19 protein-coding genes are annotated in these 22,492 nt (G+C 58.8%); 14 read left to right on the top strand and 5 right to left on the bottom strand.

The window, feature by feature from the left end; translation table 11 throughout:
- Positions 1-65 precede the first annotated feature (65 nt).
- Positions 66-689 carry an outer membrane lipoprotein periplasmic chaperone LolA gene (lolA, locus tag ACZ9BB_RS05370; protein ID WP_008008560.1) on the bottom strand — a complete coding sequence of 208 codons (624 nt, stop codon included), beginning with the start codon at positions 687-689 and terminating at the stop codon, positions 66-68.
- 68 nt (positions 690-757) lie between these two features.
- The gene (locus ACZ9BB_RS05365) at positions 758-3,163 is read right to left on the bottom strand and encodes a DNA translocase FtsK (RefSeq protein WP_476212845.1); all 2,406 of its coding nucleotides are present in this window, start codon (positions 3,161-3,163) and stop codon (positions 758-760) included.
- Between the two features lie 309 nt (positions 3,164-3,472).
- On the opposite strand from ACZ9BB_RS05365, the gene trxB reads away from it, so the two are divergent.
- From trxB to infA, 4 genes are all read left to right on the top strand, one after another.
- Entirely contained in the window at positions 3,473-4,432 is a 960-nt protein-coding gene (gene trxB / locus ACZ9BB_RS05360) for a thioredoxin-disulfide reductase (protein ID WP_476212844.1), read from the top strand.
- Between the two features lie 68 nt (positions 4,433-4,500).
- On the top strand, positions 4,501-5,181 hold the full coding sequence (gene aat, locus ACZ9BB_RS05355; protein ID WP_476212843.1) for a leucyl/phenylalanyl-tRNA--protein transferase: 681 nt from the start codon (positions 4,501-4,503) through the stop codon (positions 5,179-5,181).
- Between the two features lie 87 nt (positions 5,182-5,268).
- Positions 5,269-5,976 carry an arginyltransferase gene (locus tag ACZ9BB_RS05350; protein WP_476212842.1) on the top strand — a complete coding sequence of 236 codons (708 nt, stop codon included), beginning with the start codon at positions 5,269-5,271 and terminating at the stop codon, positions 5,974-5,976.
- A gap of 100 nt (positions 5,977-6,076) precedes the next feature.
- Entirely contained in the window at positions 6,077-6,295 is a 219-nt protein-coding gene (infA, locus tag ACZ9BB_RS05345; protein WP_002553999.1) for a translation initiation factor IF-1, read from the top strand.
- A 155-nt stretch (positions 6,296-6,450) separates the two neighbouring features.
- On the opposite strand, the gene clpA is transcribed toward infA, so the two are convergent.
- A complete protein-coding gene (clpA, locus tag ACZ9BB_RS05340) occupies positions 6,451-8,721 on the bottom strand; it encodes an ATP-dependent Clp protease ATP-binding subunit ClpA (protein WP_476212841.1) in 2,271 nt (756 codons plus the stop codon).
- A 30-nt stretch (positions 8,722-8,751) separates the two neighbouring features.
- A complete protein-coding gene (gene clpS / locus ACZ9BB_RS05335; RefSeq protein WP_015094394.1) occupies positions 8,752-9,114 on the bottom strand; it encodes an ATP-dependent Clp protease adapter ClpS in 363 nt (120 codons plus the stop codon).
- A 225-nt stretch (positions 9,115-9,339) separates the two neighbouring features.
- Here clpS and ACZ9BB_RS05330 point away from each other — a divergent pair, with 225 nt between their 5' ends.
- Positions 9,340-9,621: a cold shock domain-containing protein gene (locus ACZ9BB_RS05330; protein ID WP_476212840.1), complete on the top strand. Its 282-nt coding sequence runs from the start codon at positions 9,340-9,342 to the stop codon at positions 9,619-9,621.
- 62 nt (positions 9,622-9,683) lie between these two features.
- Here the strand turns inward: ACZ9BB_RS05330 and icd are convergent, their stop codons facing one another.
- Positions 9,684-10,940 carry an NADP-dependent isocitrate dehydrogenase gene (gene icd / locus ACZ9BB_RS05325; protein ID WP_007941117.1) on the bottom strand — a complete coding sequence of 419 codons (1,257 nt, stop codon included), beginning with the start codon at positions 10,938-10,940 and terminating at the stop codon, positions 9,684-9,686.
- Positions 10,941-11,446: 506 nt separating this feature from the next.
- Here icd and ACZ9BB_RS05320 point away from each other — a divergent pair.
- From ACZ9BB_RS05320 to aceA, 9 genes are all read left to right on the top strand, one after another.
- Complete coding sequence (locus tag ACZ9BB_RS05320) at positions 11,447-13,672, top strand: NADP-dependent isocitrate dehydrogenase (RefSeq protein ID WP_476212839.1); 2,226 nt, start codon at positions 11,447-11,449, stop codon at positions 13,670-13,672.
- Positions 13,673-13,773: 101 nt separating this feature from the next.
- Positions 13,774-14,220 carry an NUDIX hydrolase gene (locus ACZ9BB_RS05315; RefSeq protein ID WP_476212838.1) on the top strand — a complete coding sequence of 149 codons (447 nt, stop codon included), beginning with the start codon at positions 13,774-13,776 and terminating at the stop codon, positions 14,218-14,220.
- A 59-nt stretch (positions 14,221-14,279) separates the two neighbouring features.
- Positions 14,280-15,413, top strand: coding sequence for a tRNA 2-thiouridine(34) synthase MnmA (gene mnmA / locus ACZ9BB_RS05310; protein ID WP_476212837.1), 1,134 nt, complete (start codon positions 14,280-14,282; stop codon positions 15,411-15,413).
- Complete coding sequence (gene hflD, locus ACZ9BB_RS05305; protein ID WP_476212836.1) at positions 15,410-16,033, top strand: high frequency lysogenization protein HflD; 624 nt, start codon at positions 15,410-15,412, stop codon at positions 16,031-16,033. Before mnmA ends, hflD begins: the two co-directional genes overlap by 4 nt.
- A 127-nt stretch (positions 16,034-16,160) precedes the next feature.
- Positions 16,161-17,531 (top strand): adenylosuccinate lyase, encoded by a 1,371-nt coding sequence (gene purB / locus ACZ9BB_RS05300; protein WP_476212835.1) that lies wholly within the window; start codon positions 16,161-16,163, stop codon positions 17,529-17,531.
- 86 nt (positions 17,532-17,617) lie between these two features.
- The gene (locus ACZ9BB_RS05295; RefSeq protein ID WP_476212834.1) at positions 17,618-18,787 is read left to right on the top strand and encodes a ribosomal protein uL16 3-hydroxylase; all 1,170 of its coding nucleotides are present in this window, start codon (positions 17,618-17,620) and stop codon (positions 18,785-18,787) included.
- Complete coding sequence (locus ACZ9BB_RS05290; RefSeq protein WP_258700036.1) at positions 18,780-19,205, top strand: GNAT family N-acetyltransferase; 426 nt, start codon at positions 18,780-18,782, stop codon at positions 19,203-19,205. Before ACZ9BB_RS05295 ends, ACZ9BB_RS05290 begins: the two co-directional genes overlap by 8 nt.
- 233 nt (positions 19,206-19,438) lie before the next feature.
- Positions 19,439-20,200: a secretin N-terminal domain-containing protein gene (locus ACZ9BB_RS05285; RefSeq protein WP_476212833.1), complete on the top strand. Its 762-nt coding sequence runs from the start codon at positions 19,439-19,441 to the stop codon at positions 20,198-20,200.
- A 512-nt stretch (positions 20,201-20,712) separates the two neighbouring features.
- The gene (gene aceA, locus ACZ9BB_RS05280; protein ID WP_095631551.1) at positions 20,713-22,038 is read left to right on the top strand and encodes an isocitrate lyase; all 1,326 of its coding nucleotides are present in this window, start codon (positions 20,713-20,715) and stop codon (positions 22,036-22,038) included.
- Positions 22,039-22,492: the final 454 nt, after the last annotated feature.

Genomic DNA, 22,492 nt, shown 5'->3' with positions numbered 1-22,492 from the left:
CGCTTCGCGACCCAACGGGGGCAAGCCCCCTCGCCACAAAAGCCCGCTCCCACAGGTAGGGCGGTTTATTCCTGGATCACATCGGCACCCTTGGGGATGTCGAACTTGAACTTGGACGCCGGGATCGGCTCGTTGGCCTTCACGCCGGTGAACAGGATATTGGTGCGCTGGCCGACGCTGTCGATCATCTGCATATCATTGACCAGACCATTGCGGAACGACAGGCGCAGGCTGTCGAACAGGGTGTCCTTGGTTTTCGGCTTCAGGGTGAAGTCGATCACGCCACCGGCTTCCTTGGCGCTGATGTCGAAGCTCTGGCTGATCTTCGATACATCACCGGACAGCAGCAACGCCGGGGTCTGGGTCAGACGCTGATCGAGATTCTTGATGGTGGCCTGTTCCAGATCCGGGTCCCACAGGGTCACTTTCTTACCGTCCGATACCATGGTTTGCTCGGCCGGCGCGTTGGTGTGCCAGTAGAACAGGCCCGGGCGCTGCAAGGACATTTCCCCCGCTGTTTCTTGTAACTGGGTGCCGCTGCCATCGAGGGTCAGCTGGGAGAAACGCGCGCTCAGGGTCTGGGATTTTTCCAGCAGTTGAGTCAGACGCGCCACGTCCTTGTCGTCGGCGTGGGCCGAGAGCGTGGTCAGAGCCAGTACCGGCAGCAACAGCATGCGGATAAGACGCATGGGAGTCCTCATAAACATTCGTGGGAGTGCGAGCGGCGCCTCAAGACGCCGCCCCTTTCAAAGCCGGATCAGTCGCGCACCGGGCCAGGGGCCAGGACTTCACGCGAACCGTTGGTGTTCATGGACGTCACGACCCCGGCCATTTCCATGGCTTCGATCATGCGCGCCGCGCGGTTGTAGCCGATTTTCAGCTTGCGCTGAACCGCTGAGATAGACGCACGACGGCTTTCCAGTACGAACTGCACCGCTTCGTCGTAGAGCGCGTCGGTTTCGGCATCGTCTTCACCGCCACCGCCGCCGTTTTCAAAGCCACTGCCCGCCTCTTCGACACCGTTGAGAATGTCGTCATTGTATTCCGGCGCCCCGCGCAGCTTCCAGGCCTCTACGACCCGGTGCACCTCGTCATCGGACACGAATGCGCCATGGACACGAATCGGCAGGCTGGTGCCCGGCGGCATGTACAACATATCACCGTGGCCCAGCAGTTGTTCGGCGCCACCCTGGTCGATGATGGTCCGCGAATCGATTTTGCTCGACACCTGGAATGCCATACGGGTCGGAATGTTCGCCTTGATCAGACCGGTGATCACGTCCACCGACGGACGCTGGGTCGCGAGGATCAAGTGGATGCCCGCCGCACGGGCTTTCTGCGCGATACGGGCGATCAGCTCTTCAACCTTCTTGCCGACGATCATCATCATGTCGGCGAATTCGTCGACCACCACGACGATGGTCGGCAGCTTCTGCAGCAGCGGTGCCTCGTCGTGGATGCTTTCGCGCTTGTACAGCGGATCGCTCAACGGCTCGCCGGCGTCCTGGGCTTCCTTGACCTTGGCGTTGAAGCCCGACAGGTTACGCACGCCCATCTTCGCCATCAGTTTGTAGCGCCGTTCCATCTCGGCGACGCTCCAGCGCAAGGCGTTGGCGGCGTCCTTCATGTCGGTGACCACCGGGCACAGCAGGTGCGGAATGCCTTCGTAGATCGACAGTTCGAGCATTTTCGGGTCGATCATGATCAGCTTGGCGTCTTCCGGGCCAGACTTGAACAGAATCGACAGGATCATCGCGTTCACACCCACCGACTTACCGGAACCGGTCGTACCGGCCACCAGCAAGTGTGGCATTTTTGCCAGGTCGGTGATGACCGGCTTGCCACCGATATCGTGCCCCAGGGCCAGGGTGACCGGGGACTTGAAGTTATCGTACTCGGGGGTCGACAAGACCTCGGAGAACCGCACGATCTGCCGGTCTTCGTTAGGGATCTCGATACCGACCGTGGTCTTGCCCGGAATCACTTCCACCACACGCACGCTGGTCACGGCCAGGGAACGCGCAAGGTCTTTCGCCAGGTTGGAGATGCGGCTGACCTTGACGCCGGCCGCCGGCTGGATTTCGTAACGGGTAATCACCGGGCCCGGGTGAATCGAATCCACCGAGACTTCGACGCCGAATTCCTTGAGCTTGATTTCCAGCAAGTGGCCGACGGCCGCCAGGGACTCAGGCGAATAATTGAGTTGTTTCTTTTCCGCCGGGTCGAGAATCGAGATCGGCGGCAAGGTGCCTTCCACGGCGCTGTCGACGAACAACGGCGCCTGCTTCTCTTTTTCCACGCGCTTGCTCGGAGCGGCCGGTTTGGGCGGCGCGGGAGCAATCACCGGCGGCACCTGCTTTTCGCGCTCGGACATGTGCTTGCTCAGGGCCTGCTCGCGCTCGATCAGACGCTCCTTGACCTTGGCTTGCTCGCGTTTGTCGGTGACGGTTGGGGCGACCACGTCATGCACGCGATCGTCGACTTCGCGCAGTTGAGCAACCAGTTGCTTGCGTTCGGTACGGGCCGCCCACCAGCGATTGGCTGCGCCCTGAAACAGTTCGAACAGATCGAGGGTGATCTTGCCAGTGACGTCCATCACCTTGAACCACGACAGGTCGGTGAACACCGTCAGGCCAAACAGGAACAGCGCGATGAACAACAACGTACTGCCCTGGATGTTCAGCGCGTTTCTGGCCAGATCGCCGAGGCTTTCACCCAACGCGCCGCCCGCGCCGGCCGGCAGACCGGTCGCCGCATGAAAATGGATATGGGCCAGCGCCGCGCCCGACAGCACCAGGAACACCAGGCCGATCAGGCGCCAGGAGAACAGCCAACCACTCCACTGCCACGGCTCGTGGCGCTGGCGGAAGATCTGATACGCCTTGATCGCCAGCAACAGCGGGAAAATGTAGGCGAAGTAACCCAGGACCATGAACAGGATGTCGGCGCTGTAAGAGCCGGCAGGCCCGCCGAAGTTCTGCACGTCGTCGATCTTGCTGTTGTGGCTCCAGCCCGGATCGTCCTTGCCATAGGTCAACAAGGCCATCATCAGGAACAGGCACAAGGCGCCGATGGCGATCAATGCACCTTCCTTGAGCCGGTAGTGCAATTGCTGACGCCAGAGCGGGACGACTGTTTTAGGTGCTGCGGTGGATTTCTTCAAAACGCTTCTTTTCCTGCGCCCATGGCGCGTCCATCTGTTGAGTGACTATAAAAAACTGCCCAATCCAGGCAGGTAAAAAAGTTAACAGGCGCAACCGGGACTACTTTTAACACTGCAACCCGGCTTTTCGAAATACGGCACACACTGCTTTTTTTGATACAAACCCTGTTACAGGCCAACATTGTACGGGTTTGTTCGCCCGATGCCATGCTTGAAGCCCTTGGGTGTAGCATAGCCAACAGCACAGTACGCGCGGTCCAATTTGAGCATGCATTCTCTTTTGTGACAAAGGCTTATGAGGTGTTTTTTATGAATGAAGCGAAGCATTCCCGCCTGATCATTCTGGGTTCCGGCCCTGCCGGTTACAGCGCAGCCGTTTATGCCGCTCGCGCCAACCTCAGACCCGTTGTCATTACCGGCATACAGGCCGGTGGCCAGCTGACCACCACCGTCGAAGTCGACAACTGGCCGGGCGATGTCGAAGGCCTGACCGGCCCGGTACTGATGGACCGCATGCAGAAACACGCCGAACGCTTCGACACCGAGATCATTTACGACCACATCCATACTGCCAAGTTGCAACAGCGCCCGTTCGAGCTCATCGGCGACAGCGGCACCTATACCTGTGATGCGCTGATTATCGCCACCGGTGCGTCGGCCCAGTACCTGGGGCTGCCTTCGGAAGAAGCCTTTGCCGGCAAAGGAGTTTCGGCCTGCGCCACCTGCGATGGCTTCTTTTACCGCAACCAGGTGGTCGCGGTGGTTGGTGGCGGCAACACCGCCGTGGAAGAAGCCTTGTACCTGTCGAACATCGCCAGGGAAGTTCATCTGATTCACCGTCGCGACAAACTGCGCTCGGAGAAGATCCTCCAGGACAAGCTCTTCGAAAAAGTCGCCAACGGTAATATCCGCCTGCACTGGAACCAGAATCTGGACGAAATACTGGGCGACGCCAGCGGCGTGACCGGCGCCCGCCTGCGTCACAGCCATACCGGCGAAACCAATGAACTGTCGCTGGCCGGCGTGTTCATTGCCATCGGCCACAAGCCCAATACCGACCTGTTCCAGGGCCAGCTGAAAATGCGCGACGGCTACCTGCTGGTCAAGGGCGGTAGCGAAGGCGATGCCACCACCACCGAAATCGAGGGTGTGTTCGCTGCTGGCGATGTGGCCGACCACGTTTACCGTCAGGCGGTGACGTCCGCCGGGGCCGGTTGCATGGCCGCGCTGGACGCCGAGAAGTATCTCGATGACATTCCCGCCGTTTGACGGTTAACCTTCTATCAGGCGGGCTCACCGGCCCGCCACCGCCCTCCCCTTCTGCAAGCCCGGATGCCATGCTGACTTGGTTACAACGCAACACCCTGACATTTCCGCCGCTGGAAAAAGCCATGCGCGACCCCAACGGGCTGCTGGCCGCAGGTGGCGACCTGTCCGCCGACCGTTTGATCCAGGCCTATCGCCACGGCTGCTTTCCGTGGTTTTCGGAGGGTCAGCCGATTCTCTGGTGGTCGCCAGATCCGCGCACCGTGCTGTTTCCCGACGAACTGCATGTCTCTCGTAGTCTGAATAAACTGCTGCGTCAACAACGCTATCAAGTGACCTTCGATCGGGATTTTGCCGCGGTCATCCGTGCCTGCGCCGCACCACGCGAGTACGCCGACGGCACCTGGATCACCCAAGCGATGCAGGACGCCTACGTCGAACTTCACAGGCGCGGCTACGCCCACTCGGTGGAAGTCTGGGATGATGGCGTGCTGGTTGGCGGGCTCTACGGCCTGGCCATGGGGCAGTTGTTTTTCGGCGAGTCGATGTTCAGCCGCGCCGACAACGCCTCCAAATATGGTTTTGCCACACTGGTACGACATCTGAAAGACTCAGGCTTTGTGCTGATCGACTGCCAGATGCCTACCGATCATCTGCACAGCCTGGGCGCCCGAGCGATTCCCCGCCGCGAGTTCGCCGGTTATCTGGCGCGACATCTGGATCAACCCAGTCATGCCACCTGGGTTTGCTGAGCGACTTTTGCGCGCGTGGCTTACACTTAATGCGGGGAAACGAATTGAGAACGCCCCCTAATCAAAAGTTTATCCCGAGGGTTGATCATGACCGAGTTGGCGCGTTTGAAGTTCTATGCCACTCAGCCCCACTCTTGCAGTTATCTGCCCGAGGAGCAGGCCACGACGCTGTTCCTCGATCCTAGTCAGCCCATGGATGTGCATGTCTACGCAGATCTGTCGGAAATGGGCTTTCGTCGCAGTGGCGATCATCTCTATCGGCCCCATTGCCAGCATTGCAATGCGTGCGTACCGGCGCGCATCCCTGTGGCACAATTTGCCCCCAACCGTCAGCAGAAACGCATCCTCAAACGCAATGCCGACTTGCAGGTGCGCCCGGCCAGGCCAAAGTTCAGCGAAGAGTATTTCGATCTCTATCAGCGCTACATCGAACAACGCCACGCCGATGGCGATATGTATCCGCCGAGCCGTGACCAGTTTTCCACCTTCCTGGTCAGGGACCTGCCGTTCTCCCGCTTCTATGAATTTCGTCTCGAAGGCCGACTGGTAGCAGTGGCCGTCACTGACTTGCTGCCCAACGGCATGTCAGCGGTCTACACCTTCTACGAACCCTCTGAGGAGCGTCGCAGCCTGGGACGCTATGCGATTCTCTGGCAGATCGCCGAGGCCCGGCGGCTCGGACTGGAAGCGGTCTATCTCGGCTACTGGATCAAAAACTGCAAAAAAATGAGCTACAAGACCCAATATCGCCCTATCGAACTGCTGATTAATCAACGCTGGGTCATCCTGAGCTAGAACCTCTTGGCTTAAACCCCACTTTTCGGGCACAATGCACGCCGCTTTTGCCTGGCGCAGTTGCACCGGGCCATTCATTGGACACCGAGGGCTTTACTGCATGTCGAAAGAAGACAGCTTCGAAATGGAAGGCACTGTCGTCGACACCCTGCCCAACACCATGTTTCGTGTGGAGTTGGAAAATGGGCACGTCGTAACCGCGCACATCTCCGGCAAGATGCGCAAGAACTACATCCGTATTCTTACCGGCGACAAAGTGCGCGTCGAGCTGACGCCCTATGACTTGAGCAAAGGGCGCATCACTTACCGCGCTCGCTAATCAAGTCAATACAAAACGCCCGGCTTATGCCGGGCGTTTTTGTTTGCCTGCGATTTAACAACCGCCGAAACCTGCTTGTGTAGGGGGATCGGCGTATAACAGACAGGCAGCAAAAAGGCGCTTTTCAGCGCCTTTTTGCTTTGTTGCGGTTAACGTCAGGCCATTTCAGCCGTGGTCTCGAACTCGAAGGTCAGCTCGCCGTCCTTGAGGTCGATGTGTACCACACCACCATGGTCGGCCAGTTCGCCAAAGAGGATCTCTTCGGCCAGTGGACGCTTGATCTTGTCCTGGATCAAACGCGCCATTGGACGAGCGCCCATTGCCGTGTCGTAGCCAGTCGCTGCCAGCCAGCCGCGCGCTGCGTCCGTCACCTCCAGCTGCACGCGCTTGTCTTCCAGCTGCGCCTGAAGTTCGGTAAGGAACTTGTCCACCACACTTTTGATGACCTCATGGCTGAGGCGACCAAACTGGATAATGGTGTCCAGACGGTTGCGGAACTCCGGCGTGAAGCTCTTCTTGATCACTTCCATCGCATCGGACGAGTGGTCCTGATAGGTGAAACCGATCGAAGCACGCGCTGCGGTCTCGGCACCGGCGTTGGTCGTCATGATGACGATCACGTTACGGAAGTCTGCCTTGCGCCCGTTGTTATCGGTCAGCGTACCGTGGTCCATGACCTGCAGCAGCAGGTTGAAGACTTCCGGATGCGCCTTCTCGATCTCATCGAGCAACAGCACGCAGTGAGGCTGCTTGGTGATGGCTTCGGTCAGCAGACCGCCCTGGTCGAACCCGACATAGCCTGGAGGCGCACCGATCAGACGAGAAACGGTGTGGCGCTCCATGTACTCGGACATGTCGAAGCGAACCAGCTCGACCCCCAACGCCTTGGCCAATTGCCGCGCAGCTTCGGTTTTACCGACACCGGTCGGCCCTGCGAACAGGAACGAACCCACAGGCTTGTCAGGCGACTTGAGGCCGGCACGGGACAGCTTGATCGCGGTCGACAGTGAGTCGATCGCTGCATCCTGGCCAAAGACCGTGAGCTTCAGGTCACGCTCAAGGTTACGCAACAGCTCTTTGTCGGAACTGGTGACGTGTTTTGGCGGAATTCGCGCGATTTTCGCAACGATGTCCTCGACCTGAGGCACTTCGATGCGTTTCACGCGCTTCTCGATCGGTTGCAGACGCTGATAGGCGCCCGCCTCGTCGATGACATCGATGGCCTTGTCCGGCATGTGCCGGTCATTGATGTAACGCGAAGCCAGTTCGGCAGCGGCGCGCAGGGCTTCATCACTGTATTCGATATTGTGATGAAGCTCGAAACGCCCTTTCAGGCCACGCAGGATACCAATGGTGTCTTCCACCGAAGGCTCCGACACATCGACCTTCTGGAAGCGCCGAGCCAGGGCACGGTCCTTCTCGAAGATCCCACGGAATTCCTGGAACGTGGTCGAGCCGATGCAGCGAATATCGCCCGACGACAGCAATGGCTTGAGCAGGTTCGAGGCATCCATGACGCCACCGGACGCAGCACCCGCACCGATGATGGTGTGGATTTCGTCGATGAACAGAATTGCCTGCGGACGTTTTTTCAGCTCATTGAGCAGCGCCTTGAAGCGCTTCTCGAAATCGCCGCGGTATTTGGTCCCGGCCAGCAAGGCCCCCAGATCGAGGGAATACACCACGCTGTTGGCCAGCAGGTCCGGCACCTGGTTGTCGACAATGCGCTTGGCCAGGCCTTCGGCAATCGCGGTTTTACCCACGCCCGCCTCGCCCACCAGCAGCGGATTGTTTTTGCGACGACGCGCCAGGATCTGCGCAACCCGCTCGACTTCCAGCTCACGACCAACCAATGGATCGATACGACCCTGGCGCGCGAGTTCATTGAGGTTGCTGGCATAAGCATCCAGAGGATTGCCTGAAGAAGAAGACTCACCGCCCTCGTCGTCCTGCATATCTTGTTCACCTTCAGAGTGATCGCCATGCCCCGGCACTTTGGAAATGCCATGGGCGATGTAGTTGACGACATCGATGCGCGCAACGCTCTGCTGTTTCAGCAGAAACACTGCCTGACTCTCTTGCTCACTGAAGATCGCGACCAGCACGTTGGCGCCAGTCACTTCGCGTTTGCCCGAGCTCTGCACGTGAAAGACAGCACGTTGCAATACACGCTGGAAGCCCAGGGTTGGCTGGGTTTCACGATCCTCGTCATGGAGGGGGATCAATGGCGTGGTGGAGTCGATGAACTCCTGCAGATCATGCTTGAGTTTGTCGAGGTTTGCGCCGCAGGCACGCAAAACGGTAGCGGCAGCCTCATTATCCAATAGGGCCAGCAGCAGGTGTTCGACGGTCATGAATTCATGACGCTTCGAACGAGCCTCCTTGAAGGCTAGATTGAGGGTGACTTCGAGCTCGCGGTTTAACATAGCTTCACCTCATACCCAAGTGGTCGGCGATTAACCGTCCTTCTCGATTTCACAGAGTAGCGGATGCTGGCTTTCCCTGGCGTACTGGTTGACCTGCATGGCCTTGGTCTCCGCGATGTCGCGGGTAAACACTCCACATACTGCCCGTCCTTCTGTATGAACGGCCAGCATGACCTTGGTCGCCAGCTCGCGATTCAGGTTAAAAAACACCTCGAGCACTTCGACGACGAAATCCATCGGTGTGTAGTCATCGTTGAACAAAACCACCTTGTACATCGGTGGTGCCTGTAAAGCAGGCTTTGCCTCCTGAACAGCAATGCCTGCGGAATCGTCGTCGTGTAAATCAGGGCGATCCTGATTGAATGTTAGTCGAATCTGGCTGATTGCATGCATGGAAAGAAAGGTTCGTCAGTTGTGCAAATACAGTGGTGGGGGCGGCCATCGACGATTTCAACACCGACTGCCCGGTCACCTTGACTATCGGGAAAACGGTGTTACAAACAATAGAGCCCACAGTGGGTAAAAAAGGTCCGCGGAGTCAATTCTATTTACAAGATTAGACTGCGGATTAACTGGATGATACTCCAGTGATGGAGTCTGTTGCAGAGGGATATGGGTATGTCAGTCGGCAAGGTGAAATGGTTCAACAATGCCAAGGGGTTCGGTTTCATTAATACCGACGCCAGAGAAGGTCGTGACGAGGATGGCAAGGAAATCGATTTTTTTGCCCACTATTCGGCTATTGATATGGACGGCTACAAGACCCTCAAGGCTGGTCAAACCGTTAGCTTCGAGATCATTCAGGGCCCCAAAGGGTTGCACGCAGTAAAGATCGCGGCCGTCACATCACCCAATGAACAGAGTGCACCTGCCATCAGGCAAGAAACAGTGTCGAGCTGACGCTCACCCGTCATCCAGTCATAAAAAAACCGCCCGAAGGCGGTTTTTTTGTGCCGATCGGCTTACATATGCGAGATCAGCGCATCGCCAAACGCGGAAGACGACAGCAGTTTCGCGCCATCCATCAGACGTTCGAAGTCATAGGTCACTGTCTTGGCGGAAATCGCGCCATTGGTGCCCTTGATGATCAGATCGGCTGCTTCGGTCCAGCCCATGTGACGCAGCATCATCTCGGCGGACAGGATCAACGAGCCCGGGTTGACCTGATCCTTGCCAGCGTACTTCGGCGCGGTACCGTGGGTGGCTTCGAACATGGCCACGGTGTCGGACAGGTTGGCACCCGGCGCGATACCGATACCGCCCACTTCGGCCGCCAGGGCGTCGGAGAGGTAGTCGCCGTTGAGGTTCAGGGTCGCGATCACATCGTACTCGGCCGGGCGCAGCAGGATCTGCTGGAGCATGGCGTCGGCGATGGCATCCTTGACGATGACGTTCTTGCCGGTTTTCGGGTTCTTGAACTGCATCCACGGACCACCGTCGAGCAGGGTCGCGCCGAACTCTTCAGCAGCCACTTCATAGGCCCATTCCTTGAAGGCACCTTCGGTGAACTTCATGATGTTGCCTTTGTGCACGATGGTCAGCGAGTCGCGGTCATTGTCGACCACATATTGCAGGGCCTTGCGCGCCAGACGCTTGGTGCCTTCCAGGGAGACCGGCTTGACGCCGATACCGCAGTTTTCGTCGAAACGGATCTTGGTAACGCCCATTTCTTCTTTAAGGAACTTGATGACCTTGGTCGCTTCCGGCGAGCCGGCTTTCCATTCGATACCGGCATAAATGTCTTCCGAGTTTTCGCGGAAGATGGTCATGTCGACATCGCCCGGTTTCTTGACCGGACTTGGCACGCCTTCGAACCAGCGCACCGGACGCAGGCAGACGTACAGGTCGAGTTGCTGGCGCAGGGCCACGTTAAGGGAACGGATGCCACCGCCAACCGGAGTGGTCAGAGGGCCCTTGATGGAAACCACATAATCCTTGACCGCATCCAGGGTTTCCTGAGGCAGCCAGGTGTCCTGATCGTAAACCTGAGTCGCTTTCTCCCCGGCGTAGACTTCCATCCAGGAAATTTTGCGCTCGCCGCCGTAAGCCTTCTTAACAGCAGCATCGACAACCTTGATCATGACCGGGCTGATATCAACACCAATACCATCACCCTCGATGAAGGGAATGATCGGGTTGTTAGGAACATTGAGAGAATGGTCCGCGTTGACGGTGATTTTTTCGCCGACGGCTGGAACCTGAATCTTCTTGTATCCCATGCTGAACTCCATTGTTTGGATTGAACATCTGGCTTCGTCCGAGCGTACCCCAGTTGAATCGGCGCGCAAACCCTATGTTCCGTCCATCTGCCGCGAAGCTGCACAGTTCGTGACGTACAAGCCTGAAAGTAAAGGGAAAAGCGCCAAACTCAAGCACGCCATACAAGGCTACTCCCCACACCTGCCTGCGACCTTTAGACCAATGGACGAGAATCGTTGCATATGAACCATCGGCAGATTGCCAGCTACCTATGTATAATGCCGCCGCTGACCACAGAGTCACGACGGCCGACCTCTCTGCCACTGGAAATGTAGCCGAGACTCTGGGCCCGAAAAAGCAGGATTGTTACCGCAATCCACCCGCTTGACGCTCGACCGATGCACCCAACATCACCGCAAAGAAACCTCGACATTCGGCTCATGGATGACTTTGAACGAACGCGCTTACCCGGCGCCCCTCGAGTTTCTGTGCACGCTTTAGCAAAGAAGAGAGAGTTAATCCGAATATGCCCACCCGCTCGAAGATCATCTATACCTTCACCGACGAAGCCCCAGCCCTCGCCACCTATTCACTGTTGCCTATCGTAGAGGCCTTCACCGCCTCCGCTGATATCGCCGTTGAAACCCGCGATATCTCTCTTGCAGGGCGCATCCTGGCCAGCTTCCCCGAGCAATTGGGCGATAAAGCCGTAGCCGACCACCTCGCCGAACTGGGCGACCTGGCCGTTACACCAGAAGCCAACATCATCAAGCTGCCGAACATCAGCGCTTCGGTTCCGCAACTGCAGGCCGCGATCAAAGAGCTGCAAGCCCAGGGCTATGCACTGCCGGACTACCCGGAAACCGTGACCAGCGACGCCGACAAAGAAGCCAAGGCCCGCTACGACAAGATCAAGGGCAGCGCCGTAAACCCGGTTCTGCGCGAAGGCAACTCCGATCGTCGTGCACCGCTGTCGGTCAAGAACTACGCGCGCAAGCACCCGCACAAAATGGGCGCATGGGCCAAAGACTCCAAGTCCCACGTAGCTCACATGAGCACCGGCGATTTCTACGGCAGCGAAAAAGCCGCCCTGATCGACGCCGCTGACGCCGTCAAAATCGAATTGATCGCTCAAGACGGCACCACCACCGTCCTGAAAGAAAAAACCACCGTGCAAGCCGGTGAAATCCTCGATTGCGCGGTCATGAGCAAAAACGCTCTGCGCAGCTTCATCGCCGCCGAGATCGAAGACGCCAAGCAAAAAGGCGTGCTGCTGTCGGTTCACCTGAAAGCCACCATGATGAAGGTCTCCGACCCGATCATGTTTGGTCAGATCGTTGCCGAGTTCTATAAAGACGCCCTGGCCAAGCACGCTGACGTGCTGGCGCAGATCGGCTTCAACCTGAACAACGGCATCGGCGACCTGTACGCTCGCATCAAGGCCTTGCCTGCCGAGCAACAAGCGCAGATCGAAGCGGACATCCAGGCGGTCTACGCCGTTCGTCCGTCGTTGGCCATGGTCAACTCCGACAAAGGCATCACCAACCTGCACGTGCCGAGCGACGTTATCGTCGACGCCTCGATGCCGGCGATGATCCGTGACTCCGGCAAGATGTGGGGCACCGACGGTCAGCTGCACGACACCAAGGCTGTGATCCCGGATCGCTGCTACGCCACCATCTACCAGGCGGTGATCGAAGACTGCAAGGCTAACGGCGCCTTTGATCCGACCACCATGGGCAGCGTGCCAAACGTTGGCCTGATGGCGAAAAAAGCCGAAGAGTACGGCTCCCACGACAAGACTTTCCAGATCAAGGCCAATGGCGTGGTTCGGGTTTCCGACAGCGCTGGTCGCACTCTGCTGGAACAGTCGGTTGAAGCCGGCGACATCTTCCGCATGTGCCAGACCAAAGACGCGCCGATCCAGGACTGGGTCAAACTGGCCGTCAACCGCGCTCGCGCAAGCAGCACTCCAGCGATTTTCTGGCTGGACCCAATGCGCGCCCACGACGGCGTGGTGATCGAGAAAGTTCAGGCCTACCTGAAGGATCACGACACGTCCGGCCTGGACATCCGCATCATGTCGCCAGTCGACGCGATGAAGTTCACCCTGGACCGTACTCGCGAAGGCAAAGACACCATTTCGGTGACCGGCAACGTATTGCGCGACTACCTGACCGACCTGTTCCCGATCATGGAACTGGGCACCAGCGCCAAGATGCTGTCGATCGTGCCACTGATGAACGGCGGTGGCCTGTTCGAAACCGGCGCTGGCGGTTCGGCACCGAAGCACGTTCAGCAGCTGCTGGAAGAAAACTTCCTGCGCTGGGATTCGCTGGGTGAATTCCTGGCCCTGGCCGCGTCCCTGGAACACCTGGGCGTGACCTACAACAATCCGAAGGCGCTGGTTCTGGCCAAGACCCTGGATCAGGCCACCGGCCAGTTCCTGGACAACAACAAGTCGCCATCGCGCAAAGTCGGCAACATCGACAACCGCGGCAGCCACTTCTACCTGGCGCTGTACTGGGCACAAGCCCTGGCGGCCCAGACCGAAGACGCTGCACTGCAAGCGCAGTTCGGCGAACTGGCCAAGACCCTGGCCGAGAACGAAGCGACCATCGTCGCCGAGCTCAACGCCGTTCAGGGCAAGCCAGTGGACATCGGCGGTTACTACCACGCCAATGCCGAGCTGATCAGCAAGGCCATGCGCCCAAGCGCAACCTTCAACGCCGCGATCGCTGCGTTGGTTTAAGGTTGTAAGGATGCAAGGAAGCCCCGGCCCAGTGCCGGGGTTTCTGTTTGTGGTGTTCACACACATTTATCTGTCAGACATGCAAAGTCTAAGGAAGTCTTATGGACTGGCTACCCCACATCACCGTCGCCACCATCGTCGAAGACAACGGTCGCTTCCTGATGGTCGAAGAGCTCAAGCACGGACGAACGGTACTCAACCAGCCCGCCGGCCATCTGGACCCGGATGAAACCCTGATCGAGGCCGCGGTACGTGAAACCCTCGAGGAAACCGGCTGGGATGTCGAACCGACCGGCGTGGTGGGCATTTACCTCTACACCGCGCCCAGCAACGGCGTGACTTACCAGCGGGTCTGCTTCAGTGCAAAACCCGTCCAGCACCATGCGGACTATCAATTGGACGACGGCATTGTCGGCGCGAAATGGCTGACGCGTGACGAACTGCTGCATCAGCGCGCAAACTGGCGCAGTGAGCTGATCATCCGCTGTATCGATGATTATCTGGACGGTAAACACTTCAGCCTCGAGCTGATCCGCCCTTCTCTTTAGCCTTGCAGGCTTGAGCCTGCTAGAATCGCGTCCTTTTTCAAGACACTCATTGAATCCCTATGCGTGATCCAGCCCCTTCTGCCACACAAAAGAAGCGCGTCATTGTCGGTATGTCCGGCGGCGTGGACTCTTCCGTTTCCGCCCTCCTGCTGATCGAGCAGGGTTATGAGGTGGAAGGCCTGTTCATGAAGAACTGGGAAGAAGACGATGGAACGGAATACTGCACCGCCATGGATGACCTGGCGGACGCGCAGGCCGTGTGCGACAAGATTGGCATCAAGCTGCACACTGCCAACTTCGCCGCCGAGTACTGGGACAACGTGTTCGAGCATTTCCTGGCCGAATACAAGGCCGGTCGCACGCCAAACCCGGATATCCTGTGCAACCGTGAAATCAAGTTCAAGGCGTTCCTCGATTACGCCATGATGCTCGGCGCCGACCTGATCGCTACCGGCCACTACGTGCGCCGCCGCGACGTCGATGGCCGCACCGAACTGCTCAAGGGCCTGGACCCGAACAAGGATCAGAGCTACTTCCTGCATGCCGTCGGCGGCGAACAGATCGCCAAGACCCTGTTCCCCGTCGGCGAACTGGAAAAGCCCGAAGTCCGCGCGATTGCCGAGAAACATGACCTGGCCACCGCGAAGAAAAAGGATTCCACCGGGATCTGCTTTATCGGCGAACGCCGCTTCAGCGACTTCCTCAAGCAATACCTGCCGGCCCAGCCGGGCGAGATCAAAACCACCGAAGGCGAAGTCATCGGCCGTCACCATGGCCTGATGTACCACACCATTGGCCAACGCCAGGGCCTGGGCATCGGCGGCCTGAAAGACGCCAGTGACGAGCCGTGGTATGTGCTGATCAAAGATCTGGAACACAACGAGCTGATCGTTGGCCAGGGCAATGATCACCCTTATTTGTTTTCCCGCGCCCTGCTCGCCTCGGACATCTATTGGGTCAACCCGATCGATTTGACCGAGCCGCGCAAATTGACCGCCAAAGTCCGCTATCGCCAAAGCGACCAGCCGTGCACGCTGGAAAAGACCGCCACCGGCTACCGCGCGACCTTCGATGACCCGCAACGCGCAGTCACCCCGGGCCAATCCGTGGTGTTCTACGACGGTGAAATCTGTCTCGGCGGCGGCGTGATCGAAGTGGCCGAGCCCTGGACCAGCAAGGGTCAGCGCTCATGACCCCGACTCAGGAGCAACTGACAGCCCTGGGCGGTGTGTTTCTCGCCGCGGTACTGGTCGACAAGATCGCCAAGACCGGCCAGACCAACGAAGCCGGCCTGACCTGCATGCTCGGCAGCCTGTTGATTCGCGACCCCAAGGACACGCTGGAAGTCTATGGTGGTGACGACATCAACCTGCGTGACGGTTACCGCGCCCTGATCGGCGCCCTGGAGCGCGACCCCAGCACCCTTCAGCGCGAACCGCTGCGCTACGCCCTGGCGATGCTGGGCCTGGAGCGTCAGTTGGCCAAGCGCAACGACATGCTGGAAGTGATCGGCAAGCGTCTGCCGCAGATTCAGTCCCAGGTCGAACACTTCGGCCCGGCTCACGAAAACGTGATCGCTGCCTGCGGTGCGTTGTATCAGGACACCCTGAGCACCCTGCGCCAACGAATTCAGGTGCATGGCGACATGCGCAACCTGCAGCAACCGAGCAATGCCTCGAAAATCCGCGCGCTGTTGCTGGCCGGGATCCGTTCGGCCCGCCTGTGGCGGCAGTTGGGTGGTCATCGCTGGCAGTTGGTGATCAGCCGGCGCAAGTTGCTTAAAGAGCTTTACCCGCTGATGCGCAGCAGCTGAACCGCGCCCGCAACACCGTTTTGTAGTCAGTAACGCGTAATACGCCGGTCAGTTGGCAACGGACCGGCGGATTTTTTCATGTATGATACGCGCCCCATTTCGTTGCCCGACTGTCCGAGAACACCCCATGCAGCTCTCTTCGCTCACTGCGGTTTCCCCTGTTGACGGCCGCTACGCCGGCAAAACCCAGGCCCTGCGCCCAATTTTCAGCGAATACGGTCTGATCCGTGCTCGCGTCCTGGTTGAAGTGCGCTGGCTCCAGCGCCTGGCCGCTCACCCTGCCATCAGCGAAGTGCCGGCGTTCTCCGCCGAAGCCAACGCGGTATTGAATACCTTGGCGGAAAACTTCTCTCTGGAGCACGCCGAGCGTGTCAAAGAGATCGAGCGCACCACCAACCACGACGTCAAAGCCATTGAATACCTGCTCAAAGAGCAGGCGGCCAAGCTGCCGGAACTGGCCAAGGTCAGCGAATTCATCCACTTTGCCTGCACCAGCGAGGACATCAACAACCTGTCCCACGCCCTGATGCTGCGCGAAGGCCGTGATGACGTGATGCTGCCGCTGATGCGCCAGACCGCCAACGCCATCCGCGAACTGGCCATCCGCTTTGCCGACGTGCCGATGCTGTCGCGCACCCACGGTCAACCGGCTTCGCCGACCACCCTGGGCAAAGAGCTGGCGAACGTGGTTTACCGTCTGGAGCGTCAGATCGCCCAGGTCGCCGCCGTTCCGCTGCTGGGCAAGATCAACGGCGCTGTCGGCAACTACAACGCTCACCTGTCGGCCTACCCTGAGATCGATTGGGAAGCCAACGCCCGCGCCTTCATCGAAGACGAGCTGGGCCTGGGCTTCAACCCGTACACCACGCAGATCGAACCGCACGACTACATCGCCGAGCTGTTCGACGCGATCGCGCGCTTCAACACCATTCTGATCGACTTCGACCGCGACATCTGGGGCTACATCTCCCTGGGTTATTTCAAACAGCGCACCATCGCTGGCGAAATCGGTTCGTCGACCATGCCGCACAAGGTCAACCCGATCGACTTCGAAAACTCCGAAGGCAACCTGGGCATCGCCAACGCGCTGTTCCAGCACTTGGCGAGCAAGCTGCCGATCTCCCGCTGGCAGCGTGACCTGACCGACTCCACCGTACTGCGTAACCTCGGTGTCGGCTTCGCCCACAGCGTGATCGCGTACGAAGCCAGCCTCAAAGGCATCAGCAAGCTGGAGCTCAACGAGCAAAAGATCGCTGCCGACCTGGACGCGTGCTGGGAAGTATTGGCCGAGCCGATCCAGACGGTGATGCGTCGCTACAACATCGAAAACCCGTACGAGAAATTGAAAGAGCTGACTCGCGGCAAGGGCATCAGCCCTGAGGCGCTGCAGACCTTCATCGATGGGCTGGACATGCCTGCGCAAGCCAAGGCCGAGCTGAAACTGCTCACCCCGGCCAACTACATCGGCAACGCCGTGGCGCAAGCCAAACGCATCTGATCGACCGTTCCAACCGTTTGAGACGCCCGGCAGCGCCGGGCGTTTTTATTCCCGTCTGAAAAGTGCATTTTTTCAATAGGTTACACATGAATCCTGATATTCCTCTTCAACTTCTGGGCGGCATCACGGCGCGCGAATTCCTGCGTGACTACTGGCAGAAAAAACCACTGCTGATCCGCCAGGCGATTCCTGATTTCGAAAGCCCGATCGACGCCGATGAACTGGCCGGCCTGGCGCTGGAAGAGGAAGTCGAATCGCGCCTGGTGATCGAGAACGGCGAGCGTCCTTGGGAATTGCGCCGTGGTCCGTTCGCCGAAGACGAATTCAGCAAACTGCCGGAACGTGACTGGACCCTGCTGGTTCAAGCCGTCGACCAGTTCGTGCCGGAAGTCGCTGAGCTGCTGGAGAACTTCCGCTTCCTGCCGAGCTGGCGTGTCGACGATGTGATGATCAGCTTCGCCGCCCCGGGTGGCAGTGTTGGCCCGCACTTCGACAACTACGATGTGTTCCTGCTACAGGGTCACGGCAAGCGCAACTGGAAAATCGGCCAGATGTGCGATTCCGAGAGCAAGCTGCTGCAACACGCCGACCTGCGCATCCTCGCTGATTTCGAAGCCACCGATGAGTGGGTGCTGGAACCGGGCGACATGCTCTACCTGCCGCCGCGTCTGGCTCACTGCGGTGTGGCTGTCGATGACTGCATGACCTATTCGGTTGGTTTCCGCGCGCCGAGCGCCGCTGAAGTGCTGACCCACTTCACCGACTTCCTCAGCCAGTTCCTGTCGGACGAAGAGCGCTACACCGACGCCGACGCCCTGCCGGCGGTCGATCCTCATCAGATCCAGCACGATGCCCTCGATCGCCTCAAAAGCCTGCTGGCCGAGCACATGAGCGACGAGCGTCTGCTGCTGACCTGGTTCGGCCAGTTCATGACCGAGCCGCGCTACCCGGAACTGGTAGTCGGCCCGGAAGAAGTGGAAGAGGAAGACCTGCTCGCCAGTCTGGAGCAAGGCGCCGTGCTGATCCGCAACCCGAGCGCACGCCTGGCCTGGTCCGAAGTCGACGACGACCTGCTGCTGTTCGCCAGCGGCCAGAGCCGTTATCTGCCGGGCAAGTTGCGCGAGCTGCTGAAAATGATCTGCGCCGCCGATGCCCTGCACATCGACAACCTCGGTGACTGGCTGAACGACGAAGACGGCCGCGGCCTGCTGTGCGAACTGGTCAAGCAAGGCAGCCTGGGGTTTGCTGATGAATAAAATTCACGTACGTGTCGCAGACTGGCAAAAGGACAACGCCGAGATCCGGCGCATTCGTGAAGCGGTATTCGTCGCCGAGCAATCCGTTCCGCCTGAACTGGAATGGGATGCCGACGACGAGGGCGCGGTGCATTTCCTCGCGCTCGAAGGCGACTTTCCGATCGGCACCGCCCGCCTGCTGCCTGATGGTCACATCGGCCGGGTGTCGGTGCTCAAAGACTGGCGCGGCTTGAAAGTCGGTGATGCGCTGATGCAGGCAGTGATCGGTGAAGCCGAGAAGCGCGGGCTGAAGCAGCAGATGCTGAGCGCGCAAGTGCAGGCCACGGCGTTCTATGAGCGCTTGGGCTTCAGCATGGTCAGTGAGGAGTTCCTGGAAGCCGGGATTCCGCATGTGGACATGGTGCGTCATTCGGCTTAATACCCTGTGGCGAGGGAGCTTGCTCCCGCTGGGTCGCGAAGCGGCCCCAAATTTTCAGGGCCGCTGCGCAGCCCAACGGGAGCAAGCTCCCTCGCCACAAAAGCCTTCAGGAACACCCCAAAACGCCCCGCCATCCCCCGATGCCGGGGCGTTTTGCTGTCTACGATTCAACTTGCCCCACCGCAAGCCGACAAACTGGCAAACTCAAATCTTTGATTGCGGAGATAACGGATATGTCCCTACGCACCCTGCTCACCACGCTGCTGCTGACCTGCAGTTTTACGGTCATGGCCGCCACCGAGATCGTGCCCCTGAATTACCGCACCAGCGCCGACCTGCTGCCGGTGGCGCAGAATTTCATCGGCAAGGACGGCCAGGTCAGCGCCTATGGCAACCAGCTGATCGTCAACGCAGAACAACGCAAGATCGACGAACTCAAGGCCGTGATCAGCCAACTCGACGTGGCCGCCAAACGCTTGCTGATCACCGTCGATACCAATGAAAACAACTTTCAGGGCGATCAGGGCTACTCGGTGAACGGTGCAGCCCCAAGCCAGACTCGCATCATCAATCGCAGCACCGAGAGCCGAGACGGCGGCATCCAGCAGGTTCAGGCCAGTGAAGGCACGCCAGCGCTGATCCAGGTCGGCCAGAGCGTGCCGCTCACCAGCACCCAGACCGACAGCTATGGTGATCCGCGCAGCCAGACCGAATACCGCAACGTCACCCAAGGCTTCTACGTGACTGCCAGCGTCACCGGCGACATCGTTCATCTGGCAATCAGTACCAACCGTGACCGGATGAGCCAGGAACGTCCCGATGTAGTGAACGTGCAAAGTACCGACACAACTGTCAGCGGTCGACTGGGCGAGTGGATCACCCTGGCCGGCGTGAATCGCCAGACCCAGGCCGACAAACAGGGCCTGACCCGCAGCTACTCTACGCAGGGCCGGGATGACATGACCCTGCGGGTGAAAGTCGACACGCTGGACTAAAGCACCAAAAACTGACTGATTAGTCGTATTAGACTAAAGATGTAGTGCTTGAAAAAAAGCACTACAAAACGTTTGACGAGCCAAAAAAGCAAAGGCATGATGGCCTCGCTCCCGCTAATCAGAGGCCCTGGCAAGGGCTTTCGAGTCGCTGTTCGCACCTACCCCGCGAGCCGATTCGTGTCTGTACCGCCCACAAGGTGTGTTTGACGAGGTTGCCGACTGGAACGAAGTTGTCCCGAGGGACGGAAGCGTAATTAGGTAACCCGGCTCCACACTGAAGTTCGCACCAAGGCCCACGACGCCCGAATGCGCCCGACAGTTCGCCCTTACCTGCTCACTTTCCCCTCGAGCCCATCGTTCATCCCGTCGCATCCCCGCCGAACCCGACTTGACCGCCTAAGCTTCTGGTCAGCGAGCAGCCTTTTACGCCCCTTTAAAATGCGTTATCTGGCTGGAGCAGGAATTTCCACCAAGAACGACTTTTTATCAAAGACGCGACGAGGTTTATCTCCATGGCACTGACACGCGAACAGCAAATTGCAGCCCTCGAAAAAGACTGGGCTGAAAACCCGCGCTGGAAAGGCGTGACACGCAATTACTCCGCTGCTGACGTCGTCCGTCTGCGTGGCTCGGTTCAACCTGAGCACACCTTTGCAAAAATGGGCGCCGAGAAGCTCTGGAACCTGGTCACCCAGGGTGCCAAGCCGTCCTTCCGTCCTGAGAAAGATTTCGTCAACTGCATGGGCGCCCTGACCGGCGGCCAGGCTGTGCAACAAGTCAAGGCCGGTATCCAGGCGATCTACCTGTCGGGCTGGCAAGTAGCCGCGGACAACAACTCCGCCGAATCGATGTACCCGGACCAGTCGCTGTACCCGGTGGATTCGGTTCCAACCGTGGTCAAGCGCATCAACAACTCGTTCCGTCGTGCCGACCAGATCCAGTGGAAAGCCGGCAAGAACCCGGGCGACGAAGGCTACATCGACTACTTCGCACCGATCGTGGCTGACGCTGAAGCCGGTTTCGGCGGCGTACTGAACGCCTACGAGCTGATGAAGAGCATGATCGAGGCAGGCGCCGCCGGCGTTCACTTCGAAGACCAACTGGCTTCCGTGAAAAAATGCGGCCACATGGGCGGCAAGGTACTGGTTCCGACCCAGGAAGCTGTACAGAAGCTGACCGCTGCGCGTCTGGCAGCTGACGTTGCCGGTACGCCGACCATCATCCTGGCTCGTACCGACGCCAACGCGGCTGACCTGCTGACGTCCGACTGCGACCCGTACGACCAGCCATTCGTGACTGGCGAACGCACCCAGGAAGGTTTCTACAAAGTGCGCGCCGGCCTCGACCAGGCTATCGCTCGCGGCCTGGCCTACGCGCCGTTCGCCGACCTGATCTGGTGCGAAACCGCCAAGCCGGATCTGGAAGAAGCACGTCGCTTCGCTGAAGCGATCAAAAAGGAATACCCGGACCAACTGCTGTCGTACAACTGCTCGCCTTCCTTCAACTGGAAGAAAAACCTGGACGACGCGACCATCGCCAAGTTCCAGCGCGAACTGTCCGCCATGGGTTACAAGCACCAGTTCATCACCCTGGCCGGCATTCACAACATGTGGCACAGCATGTTCAACCTGGCGCACGACTACGCCCGCAACGACATGACCGCCTACGTGAAGCTGCAAGAGCAAGAGTTCGCTGACGCCGCCAAGGGTTACACCTTCGTGGCTCACCAGCAGGAAGTGGGCACCGGCTACTTCGACGACATGACCACCGTGATCCAGGGTGGCACGTCCTCGGTAACCGCGTTGACCGGTTCGACCGAAGAAGAACAGTTCCACTGATCTGCTTCGCCTTGAGTAAACGGCCGTTGCGGACCGAATAAAAGCTAACCGCTGCGCTGCACATCTGACGCCCCGACTGGTTCGGGGCGTTTTTTTTGCCTGCGGGTGGATTTGCGGACAAACACATTGATCCAGAGCAGTTTCACGACCCGAAAAATCAGGTAAAACGACCGCGCTCGCTACTTGCAGTAACGCGCATATAAGACAACTTCACAGCGACTCACCCGTTAAGCAGTTTGAAAACCGCGACAAATAATATTGATTATCATTTAGCTGCAACTATGTTCGTTACATTCCCAACAAGACATATTTGACAAATCCCCCGCTAATGCCCGGACCGCATGGGCTGCAGGGCCTTGGAGGTGCGCTATGTCCTTATTCCGGTAAATAATTTCGCTATCGGAATTTTACTTGCTCGGTGTTTAGCCATAAAATCACCGCGATTGATTGCTGC

This window comes from Pseudomonas sp. TE3552 (assembly GCF_056278945.1).
This window is presented reverse-complemented; position numbering and strand designations above follow the sequence as displayed.